Source organism: Glycomyces paridis (assembly GCF_004912155.1).
Classification (GTDB): Bacteria; Actinomycetota; Actinomycetes; order Mycobacteriales; family Micromonosporaceae; genus Glycomyces; species Glycomyces paridis.
On the sequence record NZ_STGX01000012.1, the window covers coordinates 27,316 to 48,684 of the forward strand.

Here is a 21,369-nt window from a genome sequence, read left to right on the forward strand (position 1 = left end):
CCTTGATCGGGTACGTTGTACCCAGTAATAGCATACGACGTACCCGATTAGCAAGCGCGATATCATGAGGCCCCTATGGCGACACCACAAACCGGCGCAGGCGACCCCGTACGCAGCTCAGAGCTGCTCTGGCGCGCGTTCGAACCGCAGCACACCAGGCCCGGGCCCAAACCGAGGCTCACCGTCGAGCAGATCGTCACCGCGGCGATCGCCCTCGCCGACCGGGACGGGCTCGGCGCGCTCAACATGCGCAACGTCGCCGCCGAGCTCGACGTCGGCACCATGAGCCTCTACCGGTACGTCCCCGGCAAGGGCGAACTCCTCGACCTCATGGTCGACGCCGTCAACGCCCCTGACGGCGACGAGCCCGACACCGCGGGCATGGACTGGCGGGAGGTCCTGGAGTACCTGGCGTCGAGCACGCTCACGTTCTACGCCGCCCACCCGTGGATCCTGGAGGTCAACCAGAAGCGGCCCGTGCTCGGGCCTCAGTCGCTGCGCGGCCTCGACTTCGCGCTCGCGGCCTTCGACGACCACGACCTCTCCGACCGCGAGGCCATCCTCATCATCACGGCCGTGTTCGGCACCGTCACCGGGATCGCCCTGTCGTACCTCATCCAGGACGTCCCGGCCGACCAGGGCGGGCCGGTGTCCACCGAGGAGGAGTGGTGGGAGGTGCAGCTGCCGTACCTCCAGCGCGCCATGGAGTCCGGCCGCTTCCCGCGCATGTCCCGCCTCGACCAGGAGGACGCCTGGAACGTCACCCCCGAGACGGCGGTCCGGCACACCCTCGACGCCTACCTGGCGGGCATCGCGCCGCGCATGGAGGCGACCTACCGGCCGGGCGCGCGCTCGCCGGGGCGCGACGCGACCTGACGGACGGCGGCTACGCCCAGCGGAAGTACCAGGCGCGCGACCTGATCATGTGCTCGGCGAGGTCCTCCAGCGTCGGGACGCCCGAGTCCAGGAGGTCCGGGCAGTACGCGTACGCCTCGCCCGCCACCGCGATCGCCTCCTCGGCGCTCGGCGGGCGCGGCACGTACAGCTCCACGACGTCGTACGTCATCGCGACCAGCTCGGCCTCGAAGCGCCGGTTCCAGCTGCGCAGGACCGCCGCGTGCTCGGCGCCGTACAGCTCCCAGTTCGTCGAGCCCTTCCAGGGGAACATCGCCGGGATCTTCCAGCCCGCGTCGGTCTCGACCAGGCCCAGCAGGCCCTCGTACTGCGGCGTCGCGAAATCGGAGTCGCCGCGCCGTGGCAGGATCGGCACGCCCCGGGCGGGCTCGCCCGCCTCGGCGGCCTTGTCGTGCAGGAGCTCGGCCGAGTCGATCTCGTCGGCGCGGGCAAGCTCGTCGTCGCCCTCGTGGATGATCGCCTCGCCGTTGTCGCGCCACTCCTCGGGCGCGCCGAGGAGCACCGGCATCCAGCCGGTCTGGTCGGCGGCCTGGCGGATGTCGAGCCACCAGCGCAGGGCCTCCGAGGAGCGGACCGCGAACGCCCACATGGCGGTGTCGCCCCGCCGCACCAGCTGGTGCATCTTCGGGACGGCGAGGCCGGCGGCGCGCAGGTCCGCGCGCGGCGAGCCCTCGATGTCGAGCGCCTCGTCCGCCTCCATGCGCGGCATCATCTCGTCGCGGCCGGTGCCCGAGCGGCGCGGCGGCTCGGGCTTGTCCAGGGAGAGCAGTTCGCGGCGGGGCCGCTCGGGCACGAAGATCTCGGACGGCACGGGCCGATCCCCGTCCAGGTCGGGCACGGCCACGAGCCGGGGGGCGTCGGACTCGCCCTCCGGTTCCGGGTCGAGCGCGGGCACGAGCCGGAGGCCGGCGGCGGCCGGCGTTGTCGAAGCGATGCTGTCCTCCTCGGGAGCGTCGGCCCGGGGCTGCGGGCCGGTCTCGGGGGCGGCATCGTCGAGGGCGCCTGAGGTCGGGCCGGGTTCGGAGTCCGGCTCGGGCTCAGGGGTCGCTGAGGGTTGGGCGGCGGGATCTGGCACTGAATCTGGCGTGTCCCGGCGCCCCAACAGACGCTGGAGGAGTCCCACAGTTCTCCATGATGCCCTGTCGCCGTCGGACGCGCCACGCCCACCCCCGAAGAGGGACACGCGATTTCGGGCCGGGCGCGGGACGCTAGCGGCCGCGGCCCTTGCGGAACAGGATGCCGAAGAAGAAGGCGCAGGTCAAGATGATGACCAGCACGGCGAGGAGTTTGAACAGCAGGATCATCGGGACTTCGCAATCGGTGTCGGGGCGCGCATCACTGCACCTCGGTGAGGTCGGGTCGCTTCGGGTCCACCGTGTCGCCGCTGGACTTGCCCGTCAGGCGCCGCTTCACCCACGGCGCGAGGTGCCTGCCGGCCCACTGCACGCCGTTCATCTCGCGGCGGGGGCGCGGCAGGTCGGGGAGGGGGCGGACCCAGGCGGGGTCGGGCTCGATGTCGAGCGCGCGGCACACGTCGTAGGCGACGCGCTGGTGGCCGAGGGTGTTGAGGTGGAGGCGGTCCTCCGACCACAGGCGCGGGTCGTCGAAGGCGCGGTCGTCCCACAGGTCGACCAGGACGGCGCCGTGGCGTTTGGCGACGCGCTTGTACGCGTCGTTGGTGGCGATGAAGCGCTTGCGCAGCACCGCGATGCCGGGGATGTGCGGGGTGATGTCGGCGCAGGTGAAGAGGATGACCTCGGCGCCGGAGGCCTTGAGGAGGCGGACCACCTCGTGGGCGCGGGTGGAGAGCTGCGTCGGGTTGAACCCGGGGCGCAGGGCGTCGTTGCCGCCCGCGGCGAAGGAGACGAGGTCGGGGCTCTGCTTGATGGCGGGGACGACCTGCTCGTCGACGATGCGGTCGAAGAGGCGGCCCCGCACGGCGAGGTTGGCGTAGGCGAAACCGGGCCAGTGCCGGGCGGCGCGGCGGGCGAACAGGTCGGCCCAGCCGCGGTACCGGTCACCGTCGGGATCGGGGTCGCCGACCCCCTCGGTGAAACTGTCGCCGATGGCCACGAAACTCGAATACTCCGCCGCCAATGCCCCCCACCTCCGTGTTCGCCCCAGTGCCCGCGCCGGAACCGCGTTGGCGCTGACCAGCATGACTCATGGAGATAACGATCGGATTTCAATCAGGTGGCGACCACAGACCCACCGGTTCGGATTCACCCCGAACGTGAGGCGCCTGCGGACGGGTCCGCTTCGCCCGCTTGGCATCTCGGTGCCGAGCGGGCGAAGCGTCACAGCGGGCCTCAGGCGTGCTCGCGGTGCACGACCACCTCTCCGGCGGGCACGTCGATCACCGCGTCGGCGGTCTTGACCTTCGCGTCGGCGGCGGTGTGGTTGATGCAGAACAGCCAGGCGCGGCCGTCCTCGTGGGCGCGGCGCACCACTTCGACCCCGACCGGCGCCTCGGCGACCGGACGCACGCCCGCGTCGTCCGCGGCGGCGGCCACGACGCGGTCGAGGGTCGCGTCGTCGGGGAAGGTGGTGAGGTAGTGCGCGGTGCCCTGCCCGAAGCGGTTGACCAGCCAGGCCGGGGTCCCGTCCTCGTACGTGTCGCGGACCTCGGCGCCGTCGGCGGCCGCGTCCTCGCTCCAGATCCGGCCCGTCCCGCCCGAGGCCAGGGCCACGGTCGTGTCGACGAGCGGGTAGAACTCCTCGGTGCGCACGCCGAGCACGTCGCGCAGCGCACCGGGGTAGCCGCCGAGGTAGACGGTGTCGGTCTCGTCGGCGATCCCCGAGTACGGGGTGACGAGCACGGTGCCGCCGCCGTCGGTGAACCGGCGCAGGTTCTCGGCCGCCTCGCGCGAGAGCAGGTAGACGGCGGGCACCACGACGAGCTTGTAGCCCGAGAGGTCCCCGTCGGGGGCGGCGACGTCGGCGGTGATGCCGGCGCGCCACAGGGCCGCGTAGTACTCGTTGAAGACGGCCTGCGGGTCGAGTTCGACGGTGGGCCGGGCCTCGTGCTCCTGGGCCCAGCGGTTGGGGAAGTCCCACAGGATCGCGGTCTCGGCGGTGACGCGCGAGCCCTCGACCTCGGCGAGTTCGCCCAGGCGCGCGCCCAGTTCGCAGACCTCGCGCCAGATCTTGGAATCGGTGCCCGCGTGGGGGAGCATCCCGGAGTGCCATTTCTCGGCGCCCTGGCGGGAGGCGCGCCACTGGAAGAACATGACGGCGTCGGCGCCGCGGGCGAAGTGCGCGAGGGAGTTGCGCAGCAGCTCGCGGGGGGCCTTGGCGCGGTTGCGGCCCTGCCAGTTGACGGCGGAGGTGGAGTGCTCCATGAGGATCCACGGCCTGCCGTCGCCGAGGGAGCGGGCGTAGTCGGCGGCGAAGGCGAGGTTGACGTGCCCGTCGGTGCCGCCCAGGTAGTGGTCGGTGGAGACGACGTCGACGACCTCGGCGAACTCCCACAGGTCGATGTCGGCGTGGGAGCCGGTCATGAAGTTGGTGGTCATCGGCTTGTCGGAGTACCTGCGGATGACCTCGGCCTCGGCGAGGTAGTTGCGCACGAGGCGGTTGGAGGAGAACCGCTTCCAGTCGAGGACGTGACCGGGGTTGGGGATCGTCGGGGTCGGGAGCGGGGCGAACACCTGGTCCCACGAGGCGTAGGCCTGGGACCAGAACGCGGTGCCCCAGGCGGCGTTGAGGCCGTCGAGGTCGCGGTAGCGCTCGCGCAGCCAGACGCGGAACTTCGCGGTCGCCGCGGCGGTGTAGGAGCGGGCGTTGTGGCAGCCGTACTCGTTGTGGACGTGCCAGAGGGCGACGGCGGGGTGGTCGGCGTAGCGGGCGGCGAGCCGCTCGGTGATCGCGAGGGCCTTGGCGAGGTAGACGTCCGAGGACGGGTCGAAGCCCTGGCGGGAGCCGTGGGTGAGCTGGCGGCCCTCGGCGTCGACCATGACGGCCTCGGGGTAGGTCGCGGCGAACCACGGCGGCGGGGAGGCCGTGGGGGTGGCGAGGCAGGCTTCGATGCCGTTGGCGGCGAGGAGGTCGAGGACCTCGTCGAACCACTCGAACTCGTAGCGGCCCTCCTCGGGCTCGAACAGGGCCCAGGAGAAGATGCCGACGCTGACGCGGTTGACGCCCGCTTCGCGCATGAGCCGCATGTCCTCGGCCCACGTCTCGCGGGGCCACTGCTCGGGGTTGTAGTCACCGCCGTAGACGATGGCCATGGTGGAGCTCCTTCGCTCGCTGAGGGTTGGGTGCGCCCCCAAGGCTACGGCAACCCGATCACCGCTTCAAGGCCATTCACCAGCTTTTTCATACCCTTGCACTAAGTGGCGGAGGTCTCGAAAACGCTCTCCTGCACCCGTCTTGAGCAGCCCGGGGAGCGCCGGAACGTGTGCATTGCGACGCGTGCGGGTGCGGGAATTCCTCGGTCAGGCCGCGGTGTACCAGCCGGCCGCGCCCGGCTCGACCCACCAGGTGCGCTTGCGGCCGAGTTCGCCGACCAGGCCGTCCTGGATGAACGTGACGGAGTCCTCCGGGTGCACGGCCACGGCCCGGCCGCGGGCCCGGCGCACCTCGATGCGCAGGCGCTTGCGCAGGCGGCCCACGGTGACGGGCACCGCGATCGCGACGTCGACCTTCCCGTCGGCCGGGTCGGGCTCGGCCAGGACCATGTCGTCGGCCGCCGCGTACCCGTCGGCGTTCGCGACGACGCAGGCGAGGATCTGCTCGCTGCCGTCGGCGAGCACGACGTCGTCGAGGTTGACGACCCCGCGCCAGGGCCGGTCGCCGCCCCCGAGGCGCACGCCGTCGATCGCGACCCCGCCGCCGTCGTGGCGCAGCAGGTCGGTGCGCTTCACGCGGCCTCCGGCGACGGCCGCGGCGACCTCGGCGGGCTTCTCGGGCAGGCCCAGGCGCGCGACGATGCCGGGCACGGCGCCCAGCGGCAGGACCGCGAGCGCGGGCAGGTCGGCGACGGTGCGCCCCTCGGGCAGGCCCTCGGGGCGCTTGGAGGCGGCGGGGAGGGCGTGGCGGGTGAAGCGGGCGAGGACGGCGTTGACCTGCTCGTCGGTGTCGGCGGCGAGGACGATGCGCGATTCGGGGTCGTCGAGGGCGGCGTCGATCTCCTCGGCCTTGGCGGCCTCGACCATGCGCACGGCGGCGCCGCGCGCTTTGAGGTCGTCCACCAGGTGCAGGGTCGGGGTGCGCGGCCCGGGGTTCGCGCAGTTCGTCTCCACGAGTGTCAACACGACAACGTTCACGGCCGCAACCTTACGGTGTGACGGGGACCCGATTCATAGTGCTCAGCCCTGCTGAGACCCCGGATAAATGAATGCAAGTAGGCTTACCAGGTAATCGGGTGATCAACTTCCCGGGAGGATGGGCAGATGCCAGCGATCGCGGTCGTCGGAACGCAGTGGGGCGACGAGGGCAAGGGCAAGGTCACCGACCTGCTCGGTGCCGAGATGGACTACGTCGTCCGCTACCAGGGCGGCAACAACGCGGGGCACACGGTGGTCGTCCCTGACGGCACGAAGTACGCCATCCACCTGGTGCCCGTGGGCATCCTGACGCCGGGCGTGGTCCCGGTGATCGCCAACGGCGTGGTCGTGGACCCGAAGTTCCTCATCTCCGAGCTCGACGAGCTGACCGCGGGCGGCGTCGACGTCTCGAACCTGAAGCTCTCGGCCGACGCGCACCTCATCATGCCCCACCACCGGGCGCTCGACCGCGTGGTCGAGCGGTACCTGGGCGGGGCGCGGATCGGCACGACCGGCCGCGGGATCGGCCCGGCGTACGCCGACAAGGTGGCGCGCCAGGGCATCCGCGTGCAGGACCTGCTTGACCCGAAGATCCTCTCGATCAAGCTGGAGCAGATCCTCCGCGAGAAGAACCAGATCCTCGTGAAGGTCTACAACCGCAAGGCGATCGACCCGCAGGCCGTGGTCGAGGAGTACCTGGGGTACGCGGAGCGGCTGAAGCCGTACATCGCCGACACGCGCCTGCTGCTGAACCGGGCGCTGGAGGAGGGCAAGAACGTCCTCCTCGAAGGCGCCCAGGCGACCATGCTCGACGTGGACCACGGCACCTACCCGTTCGTGACCTCGTCGAACCCGACGACTGGCGGGGCGTGCGTGGGCACGGGCATCGCGCCGCAGAAGATCACGACGGCGATCGGCATCATCAAGGCGTACACGACCCGCGTCGGTTCGGGCCCGTTCCCCTCGGAGCTGTTCGACGAGTTCGGCGAGTTCCTGCTCAAGCGCGGCGGCGAGTACGGCGTGACCACCGGGCGGCGCCGCCGCTGCGGCTGGTTCGACGCGGTCCTGGGCCGGTACGCGGTGCGCGTCAACGGCGTCACCGACCTGTTCGTGACGAAGCTCGACGTGCTCTCGGAGCTGGAGCGGGTCCCGATCTGCGTGGCCTACGAGGTCGACGGCGAGCGCGTCGAGGAGATGCCGATGACGCAGACCGACGTGCACCACGCCAAGCCGGTCTACGAGTACCACGACGGCTGGTTCGAGGACATCTCCCACTGCCGCAAGTTCGACGAGCTCCCGGCGGCGGCCCAGTCCTACATCGAGCGCCTGGAGGAGCTGTGCGGCGCCCGCGTGAGCGTCGTCGGCGTCGGCCCGGGGCGCGAGGAGAACATCATCCGCCACCCGATGATCTAGCAGTGCTTGCATGAAGGGCCCCGGCGTCGCCGGGGCCCTTCGGCGTGTGCGGGTTCAGCAGCCGGAGCCGCTGGTCTGCATCCAGTACCGCAGGCTGATCTGGTCCTGGAAGCCGATGACGGTGCCCCCAGGCGGGTCCTGTTCGTGGACCTCGCACGGGTTGCCGATGCCGCCGTCGTAGAACACGATGCTGTACTCGACGTTGGTGAAGCCCTCGTCGTTCAGCATCGACTTCGCCTCGGACAGCAGGTAACCGGTGACGTCCGGGATCTCGCCCTCGGTCGCGGGCGGCGAGTCGTCCTCGGTCTCGCCGGAGCCGCCGTCGTCACCGCCCCCGCCGTCGTCTCCTCCGCCGTCGCCTTCTCCGTCGCCCTCGTTCCCGCCGGTCTCGGTGCCGCCGGGGTCCGTGCCGCCCGGGCCGGTTCCGCCGGTGCCGCCGGATTCGCCGGTCCCCGAAGGGGTCTCGGTGCCCGACTCGGAGGGCGAGGCGGTGGGCGTCGGGGCGGTCGGGGTCGAGGAGTCGGTGCCGGTCGTCTCGTTCTCGGTGGCGTCGGTGGGCGCGGACCCGCCGAGGGCCTCGCGGCCGTCGGGCCATTGGTTCCAGGCGATGAGCGCGCCGAGGAGGACGAGGACGGCCACGATGGCGAGGAGGACCGCGGTGCGGCGGCCGCGGCGGGGGCGGCGGGCGAGCAGGACGGTCTCGTCGACCTCGGCCTTCGTGGGCGTCTCCGGCGCGTCCCCGCGCGCCTCCACGGCGTCCAGGCCGTCCGTACCCGGTTCGGCCGTGGGCGTCCCGGCGGCGGCCGCCGCGGACTCGACGGCACCGGCTTCCACAATGCCCGGATCGAGCGTGCCGTCCTCCACGGCTTCGGCCTCGACCGGCCCCGGTTCCCGCCCGCCCGGCGCGGCGGCCCGGCAGGCGGCGGCGAGGTCCGCGCCGGAGGACCACCGCTCGGCGGGGTCCTTCGCCAAGGCGCGCAGCACGATCCGCGACACGGCGGCGGGCACGGTGTCGGGCAGCGGTTCGGGTTCGAGGAAGAGGTGGGCGTGGATGATCGCCTTGGCGTTCTCACCCGCGAAAGGCGGGCGGCCGGTCAGGCACTCGTAGGCGACCGCGCCGAGCGCGTAGATGTCGGACTCGGGGGTGGTCTCCTCGCCCTCGAACTGCTCGGGCGAGACGTACGGGAGCGTGCCGAGGACCGCGTTCGACTGGGTGAGGCGGGTGGCGTCGGTCAGGGTCGAGATGCCGAAGTCGACCACGCGGGTGCGCTCGTCCGCGTCGATGAGGAGGTTGCCGGGCTTGACGTCCCGGTGCACGATGCCGACGCCGTGCGCGGCCCCGAGCGCCTCGGCGGCCTCGGCGATCCGGGTCATGACCTCGCCTGAGTCGAGCCGGCCGCTGCGGTCGAGGCGGTCCTTGAGGGACTCGCCCTCGACCAGCTCCATGACGATGTAGCGCACAACCTCGTCGCCGTCGTGGTGCTGGCCGACGTCGTGAACCTCGACGCAGCCGGGGTTCCTGACGCGGGCGAGCGCCTTGGCCTCGCGCGCGAACCGCTCGGCGGGCTTGTCGGCCGAGTGGAGGCCGCGCAGGAGGAGCTTGACGGCGACCTCGCGTTCGAGGCTGAGGTCGAAACCGCGCCACACCGAGCCCATACCGCCCGCCGCGATGTGCCGGTCGAGCCGGTAGCGGCCTGCGATGACGAATCCTGGTTCCACTGCGGTTCCTCCGGGGGGCGGGCGTCGGGCTGGTGTCAGGACTGGTGTCGGGAATGGAGTCGGGGCGGGCGACGGGAAGACGGTGCCCATGTGACCGGGTGCGGTCACGGATCGGTCATGGCCCGGGGCGCGCGGGCCGTGAAGGGCGTTCGGGCACGCCGGGCGGCCTCCGTCCGGCCCTTCGGGCGAGGCGGCTCCCGCCGATACGGCCGCGGCTCATTTGAGGCGCCACCGCCCGAAGCGGCGGCCCCCGGCGGCGCGGACCACGGCATCCACTTCGTCCTTCGTCGCGGCGATCATGGTCTGGCCCAGGTCCAGCCGGGTGGTGCCCTGCCTCGGGGCGGGCAGGATGCGGTGCAGGAGCGCCTCCTGGGTGCCCGTCAGCTCGCGGACACCGCGCGGCCAGGGCCGCGTGGAGGCGCGGGGGCGACCGGCCGCTTCGAGGAACCGCAGCGGGCCGGGCCGCAGGTCCGGGTCGAGGGCGAGGCAGGGGGCGACGAGGGCGGCCAGGCGCGGGGGCGCCGCCGCGAGGTCGATCTGGGTGCTGCCGCCGGCGGTCACGGCCGCGGTGAGGGTCGCGACGGCGCGCATGGCGTCCGGGACGGTGGCGGTGCCGCCCGCCGTGCCGTACAGGAGGCGGGCGCCGTCGGCGGCGAGGACCACGTGCGAGGGCGTGACCTGCGGCAGCGGCAGGCCCCGCCGGAGCAGGTCGTCGACGGCGGCGGCGAGGTCGGCGCCCAGGCGCAGCGCGGCGGCCTCGGAGAACGCGCCGACGCGACCGGCGGTCTGCGCGAGCGTCGGGCCGGGGATGAACGCATAGGCGGCCCAGGGGTTCGCGGCGTCGGTGTCGGCGTCGGCCACGGCCGGGGTCCAGATCCCCGAGGCCTGCCGAGCGCCCTCGACCTCGGCGGCGAAGCGGGCCCGGAAGTCCTCGTCGGCCGCGAGCGCGTCCGGGGTGCGCTTGACGGCGAAGAGGCGCCCGCTCGGGCCCGAGGCCAGGAAGACGCGGCCGGTGCCGCCTTCGCCGAGGACCGCGTCGACCCGGTAGGGGCCGATCCACATGGGGTCGGGTCGCTGATTCACGTCGTCACCGTCGCAGGCGGAGCGTCATCGGCCGGTCCAGGGGGTGGGAGCGGGTGCGGCGAGCCGCGTGTCGGCTTCCGATTGTAGAGAACCCTTTTCGTACCGCGGTCCCCCGCCGCGAGGCTGCGGCCTCCACTCCCCTTGCGGCAGCGCCGGAACCGGCGGTGTCGGAATGGCGACAACCGGGCGTCGGCGCAGGTCGCGACTGGACCGGCCCTCCTAGGCTGGCGTACAGGCATCGCTCCGACCCCCTGGAGGCCGACATGCCCGCACCGGCGGTGAGGGACCGACACCTGCGAGAGGCGCTCACGCGGGCCGCCCACTGGATGGAGGGGGCCTACATCGGATCGGTCGCCGCCTGGCCCGTCACCCGCGGCGACGCCGACACGCCCGTGTGGGGCGGCAGCATCGACGGCATCCGGGCGTTCGCCGCGGTCGAGCGCCTCCGCGAGATCGGGCACGGCCTCGACGTCCCCGACCACTTCGACATCCGCTTCGACGAGGTCGTCGCGGGCATCCTCGGCCAGCAGAAGCGCGACGGGTCCTTCCCGCTGCGCGAGATCGGCTTCGCCGGAATCGAGCCGACCGCGTGGGTCCTGGTGGGGCTCAAGGAGTACGGCCATCCGCGCTCGGAGCACGTCGACCGCGCGCTGGCGTACCTGAGCTCGCGGGTCGCGCAGGACGGGACGGTGCGGTCGGGTGTGGAGGAGACCGACCGCAGCCCGCGCGTGATCCCCTCGGCGCTGACGCTGTGGGCGTTCGCGCTGTGGGGCTACGACGCCGACGCGCAGGACCGCATCCGCAACTTCCTGTTCCGCACCAGGGACCCGAACACGGGCGGGTGGGGCGCGCGCCGCAACGGCACGCCGAGCCCGGCGATGACGGGCATGGTGCTGCACGCGCTGACGGCCGCGGACACGCCGATCCCCGCCGAGGTGCAGAAGGCGGCGCTGCGGTACCTCCAGCGCCTCCAGAATCCCGACGGCTCGTGGCCGCCGGTGAGCGACCACTGGGCGATCCGCACCCGCCGGGAGGTCCGCTTCCCGCACTTCCACGTCTCGGGGAACTTCTGGATCCTCTTGGCGCTCACCAGGTGCGACGACCAGTCGGCGCGGGACATGGCGCGGCGCCTGGTGCGGCACGTGCTCGCCTCGCAGGACCGGTCCTCCAGTGTGGGCACGATGGGCTCGTGGGACGACACGTTCGGCAACGGCACGGACCGGTACGTGTGGCTGGTCTCGCAGGGCATGATCGCGCTGTGCGAGTGGCGGCTCTCGCGCCCGCGCACGCGCCGCGCGGCCGCCGCCGAGGCGCTGCGGGACGCGTTGCAGCGCACCGCGAGGTGGTTCGCGAGGCGGCGGCTGTGGATCGTGGTGCTCGGCCTGACGATCATCGTGCTGGCCCCGCAGATCGACGCGAGCGTGCGCACCATCGCGGACTGGTTCGACCTCGACCCGGCCTCGCTGCGCGAGGAGCTCGTGGCGAGCGGCCTCGCGTCGGTGGCGATCGGGCTGCTCAGCGTCCTGTTCCGGCCGTCGAGGCGGGGACGCGGGCCGCGCTGAAACGGGCCCGGGCCTAGAAGTGGGTCTCGACGCCGAAGGCCTCGCGCAGGCACGCCATGTCGGCCCGGTCGCGCTCGGTCGGCTCGTAGCCCTGGTGGAAGTGGACCTGCTGCGCCGCCGACAGGCACCGGACGGCGACGGTGCCGATCGTCCCGGTCGTGAAGGCGTCCGCGGGGTAGCGGAACGGTTCAGGGTCGAAAGAGGACTGCTCGGCGGCGCCGTCCTCGCCGAAGCGCAGCGGGTGCAGGTCGACGTCGCGCCCGCCGGTGCCGGTCACGACGAACCGGACCGGCCGCCGGTCGAGCGTCTCGGCGTACCCGAGGGAGCCGAGGAGCGCCGTGAGACGGTCCTCTTCTTCGCTGCGGTGCATGAGGTCGAGGTCGCGGTGCGGGCGCGTCTGCTCGCCCAGGAGCGCGTCGATCCCCCACCCGCCGCCGACCCACACGCTGAGCCCGGCCCCGCCGATCGCCTCCAGCAGGGACAGCACGGTCGCAGACGCCATCATGGGCGACACGCTAACGGCCCCGGCCGCGAGCGGCAAGCCGATTGCCGCCGGGGCCCGGTTTCACTTCCCGGTGCGCAGGGCGATCTTCGGCAGGTACCAGACTGCGGCGGCCACGGCCGCCGCCGCGAACGGGATGAGCAGCGAGAGCGGGTAGGCCGCGGCGGTGCCGATCGACCCGTCGTAGGCGGTGGCGCCGGAGAGCTCGGCGCTCATCGCGACCCAGGCGTTGGCCGAGTCCGGGGTGCCCGACACCGCCTGCCAGTAGGTGTCCTGCGCGTTGGCGACGAGCACCGCGAGGGCCACGAGGGCGGCCAGGGGCCAGCCCGCGCCGAGCAGGGACGCGCTCGCGGCCTGCGGGGTCGCCCCGGCGGCGAGCATGGCGCGGCGGCGCCGCTCCAGGCCCCAGAACAGGGCGGTGAGCAGGAACAGCGCGGGCACGGCGATCCAGGCGCGCGGCATCGAGGCGGTGAACGTCCCGAACTCCTCGGCGTCGCGGAGCGCCGCGAAGTTGGACAGCGCGAGCGGGCCGCTGCCGGTGAACAGCCAGGGCGCGAAGGGCAGCAGGAGCCACAGCGAGTGGTCGCCGAGGGGGCGGAGCATCCCGATCGCGACGGCCCCGGCCAGCGCGGCGGCGAAGCCGACGACGCTGGTGACCAGTGCGGGCCCCCAGGTGTCGGCGGCGACGGTGGCGGTGTCGTAGGGCGCGGCGGGGCCTTCGGTGATCCGCGACAGCCACGGCCACAGGCGCATCAGGATGCCGGTGGCGAACAAGGCGAGGAGGATGATCGCGCCGATGCCGGCGCCGGTCCGGAATCCCTGCGGCTCGTCGGGTTCGGAGGAGACGTCGAAGTGGACGCGGGCGCCGATGAACAGGAGTGCCGCGCCGAGGCCGAGGAGGGCAAGGAGGATGAGAATGAGGATGGAAAGGGCGGCGCCGAGGCCGAATTCGCCGATCTGGAACGTGGTGCGGAACAGGTGGTAGAGCGGCGACTCGGGTTCGACGAGGGTGACGCCGCTGAACGAGAACGCCTGGAGGCCGGTGGCGGTGAGGGCCATGGCGGTCAGTCCGGCGGCGGCGAGGATCGTGCGGGCGCGCTTCCCGGCGGCGGCGCCGCGGAAGGCGGCGAGGCCGACGAGGAGGCCGGTGCCGAAGACGACGCCGCCGGTGATGCCGACCCAGGAGGACCATTCGGGTACGAGCGGGCCGGTGGCGTCCTCGGCGAGGTGCTCGAAGTGCGTGGCGAGCAGGCCGAGGGCCCAGGCGGCGGGCGCGAACGCGACGGCGGCGAGCGCGGCGGTGATGCGGGCGGCGGTGCGCACGCCGTGCCCGGCGCGGTGGACGCACCAGGCGACGAGGAAGGCGATGACGGCGCCGCCGACGGCGGCGCCGAGTCCGATCCCGGCGGCGAGCGCGAGGCTCTCGCCGAAGGCGGTGTCGCCCAGGACGGTCGAGTAGTTCTCGCCGCCGACGGATTCGCCGCCGCCGAGCATCGTCTCCGCTCGCATGCTCGTGGTGAGGGTGTCGAGGGTGGGCAGGACGTAGGCGAAGAGGAGCGCGGCGGCGGGCACGACGAGCAGCAGCCAGCCGAGCAGTGCCCGGTTCGGCGCGGGTGTCGGTGCGAGGGGGGCGGGCGGCGGTGCCTGGTCCATGGCGGGTCCGATCTCTCGTGGGCCGTCGGGCGGTCGGCCGGTCACCGTCTCGACACTAGGGGGTGGTCACCAACCCCCGGCGCGGTATCCGAGTCCGTTCGTTCGCTCGCTCAGCGCGGTTGCGGCTCGCAAGCGTCGCCGAGGCCGCGGAAGGCCCTTTGGACACCGGTGTTGTTTCCGAAGGGCCGACAACGAAGCGAGCGGGCCGGACAGCGGCCGCCCGGGGTCGGTGAACACCCCCTCGGGGGTGTCGGCCAGTGCGGGGGCGAGCGGCCCGGTGGTTCATCCGCAGACGTGCCCGGTCTCGGGGGCGGCGTACACGCCGAGGCTGATCACCTGGTCGGGGGGCGCTTCGCCGTCGGCCGGGGTCTGTTCGGCGACCTGGCAGGCGATGACGACGGCGCCGGGATGGTCGAGGACGTCGGCGGAGTAGACCTCGACCTGATGGAAGCCGGCCTCGGCGAGGGTGTCGGTCGCGTCGGCGAGGAGCATCCCGCGCACGTCGGGGACGGCGGCGGTCGCCTCGGCGGAGGATTCGGCGGGTGCGGAGGGTTCGGCGCCGGTGGCGGTCTCGGCGGCGGTGGTCTCGCCGGTCGGGTCGGCGGAAGCGGTCTCGTCGGGGGCGGCGGTTTCGGTGGCCGGGTCGGTCGGCGCGGGCTCGGTGGCGGTGCCGGTGGGGGCGGGGGCCTCGGTCGCGGTCCGGGTCGCTTCCGCTGCGGCGCCTGGGGTGTCGGCGGGCCATTGGCGCCAGGCGACGAGTCCGGCGGTCGCGGCGATGAGCGCGGCGGTGACGGCGAGGATGGCGATCGTGGTGCGCCGCTTGGGTTCGGGTGCCGCGAGAGGGAGGACCTCGGTGGGCAGGCTGTCGGTGGAGGGTCCCGTGTCGAGGCGCGTGGTCTCGGCGCCGGGCCGGTGCCCGCGGCAGGCGGCGGCGAAGTCGGCGCAGGAGGCCCAGCGGGCCGCGGGGTCGGGGTCGAGTGCGCGGGTGAGGGCGGCGGCGAACGCGGCGGGGACGGTGTCGGGGAGCGCGGTTTCGGGGAGCGCTGTTTCAGGCAGTGCCGTGTCGGGGAGCGCGGTTTCGGGGAGCGCTGTTTCAGGCAGTGCCGTGTCGGGGAGCGCGGTTTCGGGGAGCGCTGCCGGGGCGGTGGCGTGCCCGTGCGGTCCGCCGGTGAGCCGTTCGCGGGCGATGCTCGCGAGCGCGTACTGGTCGGACCGGTCGGTGGCGGGGGCGTCGTCGCGCAGTTCGGGGGCGGTGGGGGCGGCGTCGGCGGGGAGGGCCTTGGCGTGCCGGGCGATGCCGAAGCCGGTGACGCGGACGTGGTCGTCGGCGTCGATGAGGAGGCGGGCGGGGGCGAGGTCGCGGTGGACGAGTCCGCTGCGGTGGGCGGTGTCGAGGGCGTCGGCGGCCTCGGCGGTGTGGCGGGCGGTCCGCTCGGGGTCGGCGGGGCCGGAGGTGAAGGGCGTGGCGCCTTCGACGAGGTCGGTGACGACGTGCCTGCCGTGGTCGGTCTCGTCGGCGGCTCGGAGGGCCGCGAACCCTGGGCCGTCGAGGCCGGCGAGGATCGCCGCTTCGCGCCGGAAGCGGTGCACGGGGTTCGCGCCGGGGCTGCCGGGCGGCAGGACCGTGACCGCGACGGCGCGGCCGGTGGTCTCGTCGCGGCCGCGCCAGACGGTGGCGCCGTCGCCGAGCGGGGCTTCGAGGCGGTAGCGGTCGGCGAGGAGGAATCCCGGTTCCATCACTGCTCCTTCGGGGTCGCGGTCGGGGGGTGTCAGCACATGGAGTCGCTGCCGCCGGGCATGGCGGTCCAGTAGACGCCGAGGGTGATGGTGGTGTCGGGGGAGGCGGTCGTGTCGACGGGGTCTTGGGCGACGACCTCGCAGCCCGAGGGGATGATCCCGGAGGCGGAATCGCTCCAGTCCATCGTCTCGTACTTGCTGACCTCGGTGAATCCTGCGGCGTTGAGCTCGGCCACGGCGTCCGCGTACTCGATGAAGCGCACGTCGGGGACGGTCCGCTCCTCGTCGTGTTCGTCGGTGCCGGTCGTGGAGCCGCCGCCGGTGTCGTCCTCGTCCGGGTCGGTGCCGCCGGTCTCGGTGCCGACGGTGGTGTCCTCGCCGTCGTCGTCCGTGCCGTCGTTCGATCCGGGGTCGTCCGAGTCGGCGGTCTCCGGGGAGGCGCCCGGGTCGGCCGAACCTGAGGGGTCGGGGCTCTCGCCGGTCGTCGTGGTCTCGGCGCCGGCGGCGATCCGGCCGGTCGCGCCCTCGCCGGGGCCGTCGCGGTCGGGCCAGTACCGCCAGGCGAGGAGCGATCCGGCGAGGAGCACGACGAGGACGGCGGCCAGGACGAGGGCGAGGCGCCGTCCGGGGCGCCGGTCCTCGGCGAGCGTGCCGGCGGCGGGTTCCAGCTCGGGTTCAGATTCGGGTTCGGGTTCGGGGTCCGGGTCGAGGTCGCTCCGTTCGCCGATGACGACGCCGAAGCTGCTGTGGTTGGCGTCCTCGGAGGCGGCAGCGCGGCAGGCGGCGGCCATCGCGGCGCCCGACTCCCACCGGTCGTCGGGTTCCTTCTGCAAGGCGCGCAAGACGATCGAGGCGATCGCGGCGGGGACGGTGTCGGGGAGCGGTTCGGGCTCCTCGTAGAGGTGGCCGGCCATGATCGACTCGGGGCTGTCGCCGGTGAACGGCGGGCTGCCGGTCAGGCACTCGTAGGCGAGCGCGCCGAGCGCGTACAGGTCGGACTTCGCGGTGGCGTCGCGGCTGCGGAAGACCTCGGGGGCGGCGTAGCGCAGCGTCCCGAGGATCGTGCCGGAGACCGTGAGGCTCGTGGCCCCGGAGAGGGTCGCGATGCCGAAGTCGACCACGCGGACGCGACTCTCGGCGTCGAGGATGAGGTTGGCGGGCTTCACGTCCCGGTGGACGACGCCGGTGCGGTGGGCGAGGTCGAGCGCTTCGGCGACCTCGGCGACGAGGAGGAGCGTCTCATCGGCGGTCAGGCGTCCGCGCCGGTCGAGGACGGCCTCGACCGAGTCGCCGTCGACGTACTCCATGACGATGTACCGCACCGTGTCCTCGCCCGCGGCGTCCTCGCCGTAATCGTGGACGGCCGTGAACGCGGGCCCGCTGAGCGCGGCGAGCGCCTGCGCCTCGCGCTGGAAGCGCTCCTCGGGCTGCGCGGCGGAGGCCAGGCCGCGCTTGAGGACCTTCACCGCGACGGTGCGTCGCAGGCGCAGGTCGTGCGAGCGCCATACCGAGCCCATGCCGCCCGCTCCGATATGGGCGTCGAGCCGGTAGCGGCCCGCGATGACGTCTCCGGGTTCCAAAGCTGCTCCTAGGGGGGGTTCGCGTGGGCGTCGGGTCATGGATACCGGGGGCCGTCACGAATCCGCCATGACGCCGGGGGTCCGGCCCGGGACGGGCCGCCGGGCGCGGCCCGCGACTGCCGCGATGGTAGCGAAACGGAGCAATCCGGCTGGCGCCGTTTCACACCGGGCGTCCAGAGCCGGTCCAAGGCGTGCACCGGCGGCCGTGGCGCGGAGCGCCGCCCCTGGCTAGAGTTGCGTGTCGGGAGGTGAGCCGTGCGCAGGAGCTCTGAATGGGTCGTAGTCGAGCGCAGCTCACCCACCCGTCGCATCTCCTCACTCGTGCTCTACGCGCTCACGTGCGCCGCGGGGGTCGGCGCGCTCATCGGGCTGGTGCACACCGAGCCCGGCACGCTGGACTCCGGTGAGCCCAACCCGGTCGCGGCGCTGCCGGGGTTCTTCACCGTCATGGCGCTGCTGGGCGCGATCTGCTTCCTGGTGCCGCTGGTGCGCCCGCCGCGGCTCATGGTCAACCACTTCGGGCTGCGGGTGCGCCCCAGCTTCGGCAAGAACCTGCTCATCCCCTGGAGCAACATCGAGGAGCTCGCGGCCATCCACGTCGGGTCGCGGCGCCGCGGGACGGCCTACCTGCTGTTCGCGGCGGACATCTACCTCGGGCGCGGGGGCTCGGACCGGCCCGGGTTCATCGGGCGATCGGTCCTGCGGGAGGCCAACCGGGCCACCGAGGGCCTCGTCGCCGGGTTCGACCTGGCGGTGCGCTGCAAGGACTTCGCGCTCGAACCGCAGCAGCTCCTCGCCCGCCTCGCGTCCTACGCGCCCGGCCACGTCCAGGTCGTCGACCGGCTCTGACCGGCCATGCGTGACGCGCGCGACTTCCAGGATGCACCGCTTGCCCCAAATGCCGGTCCCTGACCGCCGGGGCCGATCCGTACACTGGAGGCGACCGGGCGCCCGGCCCGGTCACGGCCGGCTGCGCGCCGCCGGCGGCGCGAGACCGCCCCGACCGGCCCGCCGCAGCGGCGGACGATCCAGCATTGGGGGGACCCCATGGCGTCGATCCAGGACGAGGGCCTGCGCGCGACCCTGGCCACCATGGCGCCCGGCACCGCGCTCCGCGACGGCCTCGAACGCATCCTGCGCGGGCGCACCGGCGCACTCATCGTCGTCGGCTGCGACGCCCTGGTCGAGACCATCTGCACCGGCGGCTTCGAACTCGACATCGAGTTCTCCGCCACCCGCCTCCGCGAACTGTGCAAGATGGACGGCGCAGTCGTGCTCACCACCGACGGCGCCCGCATCGTCCGCGCCGGCGTCCACCTCATGCCCGACCCCTCGATCCACTCCAACGAGTCCGGCACCCGCCACCGCACCGCCGAACGCGTCGCCATCCAGTCCGGCTTCCCCGTCATCTCCGTCAGCCAGTCCATGCACACCATCGGCCTCTACCTGGGCGACGTCCACCACCTCGTCGAACCGTCCACCCAGATCCTCTCCCGCGCCAACCAGGCCCTCGCCACCCTCGAACGCTACAAGCAGCGCCTCGACGAGGTCGCCGGGAACCTCTCCAGCCTGGAGATCGAAGACCTCGTCACCGTCCGCGACCCCGTCACCGTCCTCCAGCGCCTCGAAATGGCCCGCCACATCGCCGACGAGGTCGAAGGCCACGTCATCGAACTCGGCACCGACGGACGACTCCTCGCCCTCCAACTCGACGAGCTCATGGCCGGCGTCGACACCGACCGCGAACTCATCGTCCGCGACTACCTCCCCGAAGGCGCCGACTACCCCACCGCCCTGCGCACCGTCGACGAGATGAGCTCCCCCGAACTCCTCGACCTCGTCGCCGTCGCCCGCTCACTCGGCCACCCCTACACGCCCGACGTCCTCGACCGCCGCGTCAGCCCCCGCGGCTACCGGATGCTCGCCAAGGTCCCCCGGCTCCCCGAAGCCGTCATCGAACGCGTCGTCGGCCACTTCGGCGCCCTCCCCGAACTCCTCGGCGTCACCGTCGAAGAACTCCAGGACGTCGACGGCGTCGGCCCCGGACGCGCCCAGAGCATCCGCGAATCCCTCACCCGCCTCGCCGAGGTCTCCATCCTCGACCGGTACCTCTGACGCAGGACCGGCCTCAGGTCAGCTTCAACACCGTCGGCGACGACACCGCGTCCCCCAGACGCGCCCGCAGCTCGTACTCGCCCGCCGGCAGCTCCCGCCGCGCACCAGTGCAGCCCTCCTCCGACGCCAGACCGTCCACCGTGAACTCCACGGTCTGACCCGCGCCGTCGCTCAAGCCGACCTCCTCGCCCGAGGGCGTCTCGCAGTGCGCCGTCGAATACACGACGTCCTCACCCGAGGCCAACTCCACCGCGACCTCCCGCAGGTCCGCCGTGCACTCCTCCTCCGCACCGCTCGCCACCAGCACCGAAACCGGCACCTCCGCGCCCGACCGCACCTCGTCGAACGCCGCCACCACCTGAAGCATGAGATCCGACGACGCGCACGGCCCCACCTCCGGCTCCGTCGGACTCGGCGACGCACTCGACGGCTCCTCCGTCGGCGTCTGCTGGATGTACGGCCGCTGGACCGTCCCCGACGGCGACGGCGGCTGCCACTCCCCGTGCGTCACCGCCGCCTCCTTCCCCGACTCCTCGGCCTCGCCGCCGCCCAGCGCGGCCGCCATCACCACCACGACGAGCACCAGCGCCAGCACCGCCCCGGCCACGATCGCCCGCCGCTTCCAGTACACCGACTCGGGCTCCGAACCCTTCACGAACTTGCCCTTGAAACCCTGCACGCCGGGACGCTAACGCAAACGGGCACCGCCCGAGCGGAAAACACGCCACCGGCCGAGAGCCCTTCACGGCCCCGACCCACCCGGACCGGTGTCGGACCCCGCCCCGACAATGGAGCCCATGCGCGCCGCCGAAACCGCCGCCCCCGCGGGCCCCATGCCCACCCCCGAACTCCTCGCCGAACGCCTCCTCCCCTGGTTCGACGCCCGAGGCCGCGACGACCTGCCCTGGCGCAGGCCCGGGACCACCGCCTGGGGCGTCCTCGTCTCCGAGGTCATGAGCCAGCAGACCCAGGTCGCCCGCGCCGCACCCGTCTGGGAGGCGTGGATGGCGCGCTGGCCGACGCCGGCCGACCTCGCGGCCGCGCCGACCGCGGACGTCCTGCGCGAGTGGGGCCGCATGGGCTACCCGAGGCGGGCACTGCGGCTCCAGGAGTGCGCGCGGATCGTCGCCGAGGAGCACGGCGGCGTCGTGCCCTCCGACCCGGTCGAGCTGGAGCGGCTGCCCGGCATCGGCGTCTACACGGCGGCGGCGGTCGCGGTGTTCCACTACGGCGGCCGCCACGCGGTCGTGGACACGAACGTGCGCCGGGTCGTGGCCCGCCTGGGCGGACGCAGCGACGCGGGCACGGCCACGACGAGGGCCGACCTGACCGCGGCCGAGGCGCTGCTGCCCGCCGACGCGGCGACGGCCGCACGGGTCTCGGTGGCGCTCATGGAACTCGGCGCGCTGCTGTGCACCGCGCGCAAGGCCGAGTGCGGGGACTGCCCGGTCAGCGACGAGTGCGGGTTCTCAGGCCAGGAGGTCCCGGCCGGGCCCAGCCGCAAGCGCCAGCGGTACCAGGGCACCAACCGGCAGGTCCGCGGCAAGGTGATGGCCCTGCTCAGGGACGCCGAGGAGCCGGTGGAGCGGGCGCGGATCGACGCGGTGTGGCCGCAGGCGCGGATGCTCGACGAGGCCGTCGCGCAGCTGATCGCGGAGGGGCTCATCGCCACCGACGAATCGGGGCGGTTCGAACTCCCGACCCGGTGACAAAGGCACAGGCCGCTGGTAGCGTCGAACTGAGAGAACTTCACGAAGCAGTGATCTGGAAGATTCCAGCACTGCTTGAAGCACAGAACTTCGTGAAGCAGAGAACTTGATGAT

17 protein-coding genes are annotated in these 21,369 nt (G+C 73.1%); 6 read left to right on the forward strand and 11 right to left on the reverse strand.

Annotation, left to right across the window (positions count from 1 at the left end; genetic code table 11):
* Positions 1 to 75 precede the first annotated feature (75 nt).
* Entirely contained in the window at positions 76 to 876 is an 801-nt protein-coding gene (locus E9998_RS16080; RefSeq protein WP_136530719.1) for a TetR/AcrR family transcriptional regulator, read from the forward strand.
* 10 nt (positions 877 to 886) lie between these two features.
* On the opposite strand, the gene E9998_RS16085 is transcribed toward E9998_RS16080, so the two are convergent.
* The 4 genes from E9998_RS16085 to E9998_RS16100 form a co-directional block, all read right to left on the reverse strand.
* Positions 887 to 1,990, reverse strand: coding sequence for a DUF4253 domain-containing protein (locus E9998_RS16085; protein ID WP_136530720.1), 1,104 nt, complete (start codon positions 1,988 to 1,990; stop codon positions 887 to 889).
* 260 nt (positions 1,991 to 2,250) lie between these two features.
* Complete coding sequence (locus tag E9998_RS16090; protein ID WP_240037643.1) at positions 2,251 to 2,988, reverse strand: SGNH/GDSL hydrolase family protein; 738 nt, start codon at positions 2,986 to 2,988, stop codon at positions 2,251 to 2,253.
* A gap of 236 nt (positions 2,989 to 3,224) precedes the next feature.
* A complete protein-coding gene (locus tag E9998_RS16095; RefSeq protein WP_136530722.1) occupies positions 3,225 to 5,144 on the reverse strand; it encodes a beta-galactosidase in 1,920 nt (639 codons plus the stop codon).
* A gap of 207 nt (positions 5,145 to 5,351) precedes the next feature.
* Positions 5,352 to 6,182 (reverse strand): hypothetical protein, encoded by an 831-nt coding sequence (locus E9998_RS16100; RefSeq protein WP_136530723.1) that lies wholly within the window; start codon positions 6,180 to 6,182, stop codon positions 5,352 to 5,354.
* 126 nt (positions 6,183 to 6,308) lie between these two features.
* Between E9998_RS16100 and E9998_RS16105 the strand changes: the two genes are divergently transcribed.
* Positions 6,309 to 7,595 carry an adenylosuccinate synthase gene (locus E9998_RS16105; RefSeq protein WP_136530724.1) on the forward strand — a complete coding sequence of 429 codons (1,287 nt, stop codon included), beginning with the start codon at positions 6,309 to 6,311 and terminating at the stop codon, positions 7,593 to 7,595.
* Between the two features lie 54 nt (positions 7,596 to 7,649).
* Here E9998_RS16105 and E9998_RS16110 read toward each other — a convergent pair whose 3' ends face one another.
* Positions 7,650 to 9,314: a serine/threonine-protein kinase gene (locus E9998_RS16110; RefSeq protein WP_158299837.1), complete on the reverse strand. Its 1,665-nt coding sequence runs from the start codon at positions 9,312 to 9,314 to the stop codon at positions 7,650 to 7,652.
* A 216-nt stretch (positions 9,315 to 9,530) separates the two neighbouring features.
* The gene (locus E9998_RS16115; RefSeq protein WP_136530726.1) at positions 9,531 to 10,397 is read right to left on the reverse strand and encodes a serine/threonine-protein kinase; all 867 of its coding nucleotides are present in this window, start codon (positions 10,395 to 10,397) and stop codon (positions 9,531 to 9,533) included.
* 263 nt (positions 10,398 to 10,660) lie between these two features.
* On the opposite strand from E9998_RS16115, the gene E9998_RS16120 reads away from it, so the two are divergent.
* Positions 10,661 to 11,959 (forward strand): prenyltransferase/squalene oxidase repeat-containing protein, encoded by a 1,299-nt coding sequence (locus tag E9998_RS16120; protein ID WP_136530727.1) that lies wholly within the window; start codon positions 10,661 to 10,663, stop codon positions 11,957 to 11,959.
* Between the two features lie 13 nt (positions 11,960 to 11,972).
* On the opposite strand, the gene E9998_RS16125 is transcribed toward E9998_RS16120, so the two are convergent.
* From E9998_RS16125 to E9998_RS16140, 4 genes are all read right to left on the reverse strand, one after another.
* Positions 11,973 to 12,461: a nucleotidyltransferase domain-containing protein gene (locus E9998_RS16125; protein ID WP_420842445.1), complete on the reverse strand. Its 489-nt coding sequence runs from the start codon at positions 12,459 to 12,461 to the stop codon at positions 11,973 to 11,975.
* Positions 12,462 to 12,524: 63 nt separating this feature from the next.
* Entirely contained in the window at positions 12,525 to 14,114 is a 1,590-nt protein-coding gene (locus tag E9998_RS16130; RefSeq protein ID WP_136530729.1) for a hypothetical protein, read from the reverse strand.
* A 282-nt stretch (positions 14,115 to 14,396) separates the two neighbouring features.
* Positions 14,397 to 15,851, reverse strand: coding sequence for a serine/threonine protein kinase (locus E9998_RS27235; RefSeq protein ID WP_136530730.1), 1,455 nt, complete (start codon positions 15,849 to 15,851; stop codon positions 14,397 to 14,399).
* A gap of 32 nt (positions 15,852 to 15,883) precedes the next feature.
* On the reverse strand, positions 15,884 to 17,431 hold the full coding sequence (locus E9998_RS16140; protein ID WP_158299838.1) for a serine/threonine-protein kinase: 1,548 nt from the start codon (positions 17,429 to 17,431) through the stop codon (positions 15,884 to 15,886).
* Positions 17,432 to 17,686: 255 nt separating this feature from the next.
* Here E9998_RS16140 and E9998_RS16145 point away from each other — a divergent pair, with 255 nt between their 5' ends.
* Both E9998_RS16145 and disA read left to right on the forward strand, forming a co-directional pair.
* Positions 17,687 to 18,280: a hypothetical protein gene (locus E9998_RS16145; protein WP_136530732.1), complete on the forward strand. Its 594-nt coding sequence runs from the start codon at positions 17,687 to 17,689 to the stop codon at positions 18,278 to 18,280.
* Positions 18,281 to 18,355: 75 nt separating this feature from the next.
* Entirely contained in the window at positions 18,356 to 19,546 is a 1,191-nt protein-coding gene (disA, locus tag E9998_RS16150) for a DNA integrity scanning diadenylate cyclase DisA (RefSeq protein ID WP_136530733.1), read from the forward strand.
* A gap of 13 nt (positions 19,547 to 19,559) precedes the next feature.
* Here the strand turns inward: disA and E9998_RS16155 are convergent, their stop codons facing one another.
* Positions 19,560 to 20,225: a hypothetical protein gene (locus E9998_RS16155; protein ID WP_136530734.1), complete on the reverse strand. Its 666-nt coding sequence runs from the start codon at positions 20,223 to 20,225 to the stop codon at positions 19,560 to 19,562.
* 118 nt (positions 20,226 to 20,343) lie between these two features.
* Here E9998_RS16155 and E9998_RS16160 point away from each other — a divergent pair, with 118 nt between their 5' ends.
* The gene (locus tag E9998_RS16160) at positions 20,344 to 21,255 is read left to right on the forward strand and encodes an HhH-GPD family protein (protein WP_240037644.1); all 912 of its coding nucleotides are present in this window, start codon (positions 20,344 to 20,346) and stop codon (positions 21,253 to 21,255) included.
* The last annotated feature ends 114 nt before the right edge of the window (positions 21,256 to 21,369 follow it).

Bases quoted from the DNA above. Each gene is read 5' to 3' on its own strand.
- E9998_RS16080 (WP_136530719.1), top strand. From the start codon at position 76: ATGGCGACACCACAAACCGGCGCAGGCGACCCCGTACGCAGCTCAGAG.
- E9998_RS16095 (WP_136530722.1), bottom strand. From the start codon at position 5,144: ATGGCCATCGTCTACGGCGGTGACTACAACCCCGAGCAGTGGCCCCGC.
- E9998_RS16105 (WP_136530724.1), top strand. From the start codon at position 6,309: ATGCCAGCGATCGCGGTCGTCGGAACGCAGTGGGGCGACGAGGGCAAG.
- E9998_RS16120 (WP_136530727.1), top strand. From the start codon at position 10,661: ATGCCCGCACCGGCGGTGAGGGACCGACACCTGCGAGAGGCGCTCACG.
- E9998_RS16125 (WP_420842445.1), bottom strand. From the start codon at position 12,461: ATGGCGTCTGCGACCGTGCTGTCCCTGCTGGAGGCGATCGGCGGGGCC.
- E9998_RS16130 (WP_136530729.1), bottom strand. From the start codon at position 14,114: ATGGACCAGGCACCGCCGCCCGCCCCCCTCGCACCGACACCCGCGCCG.
- E9998_RS27235 (WP_136530730.1), bottom strand. From the start codon at position 15,851: ATGGAACCGGGATTCCTCCTCGCCGACCGCTACCGCCTCGAAGCCCCG.
- E9998_RS16160 (WP_240037644.1), top strand. From the start codon at position 20,344: ATGCGCGCCGCCGAAACCGCCGCCCCCGCGGGCCCCATGCCCACCCCC.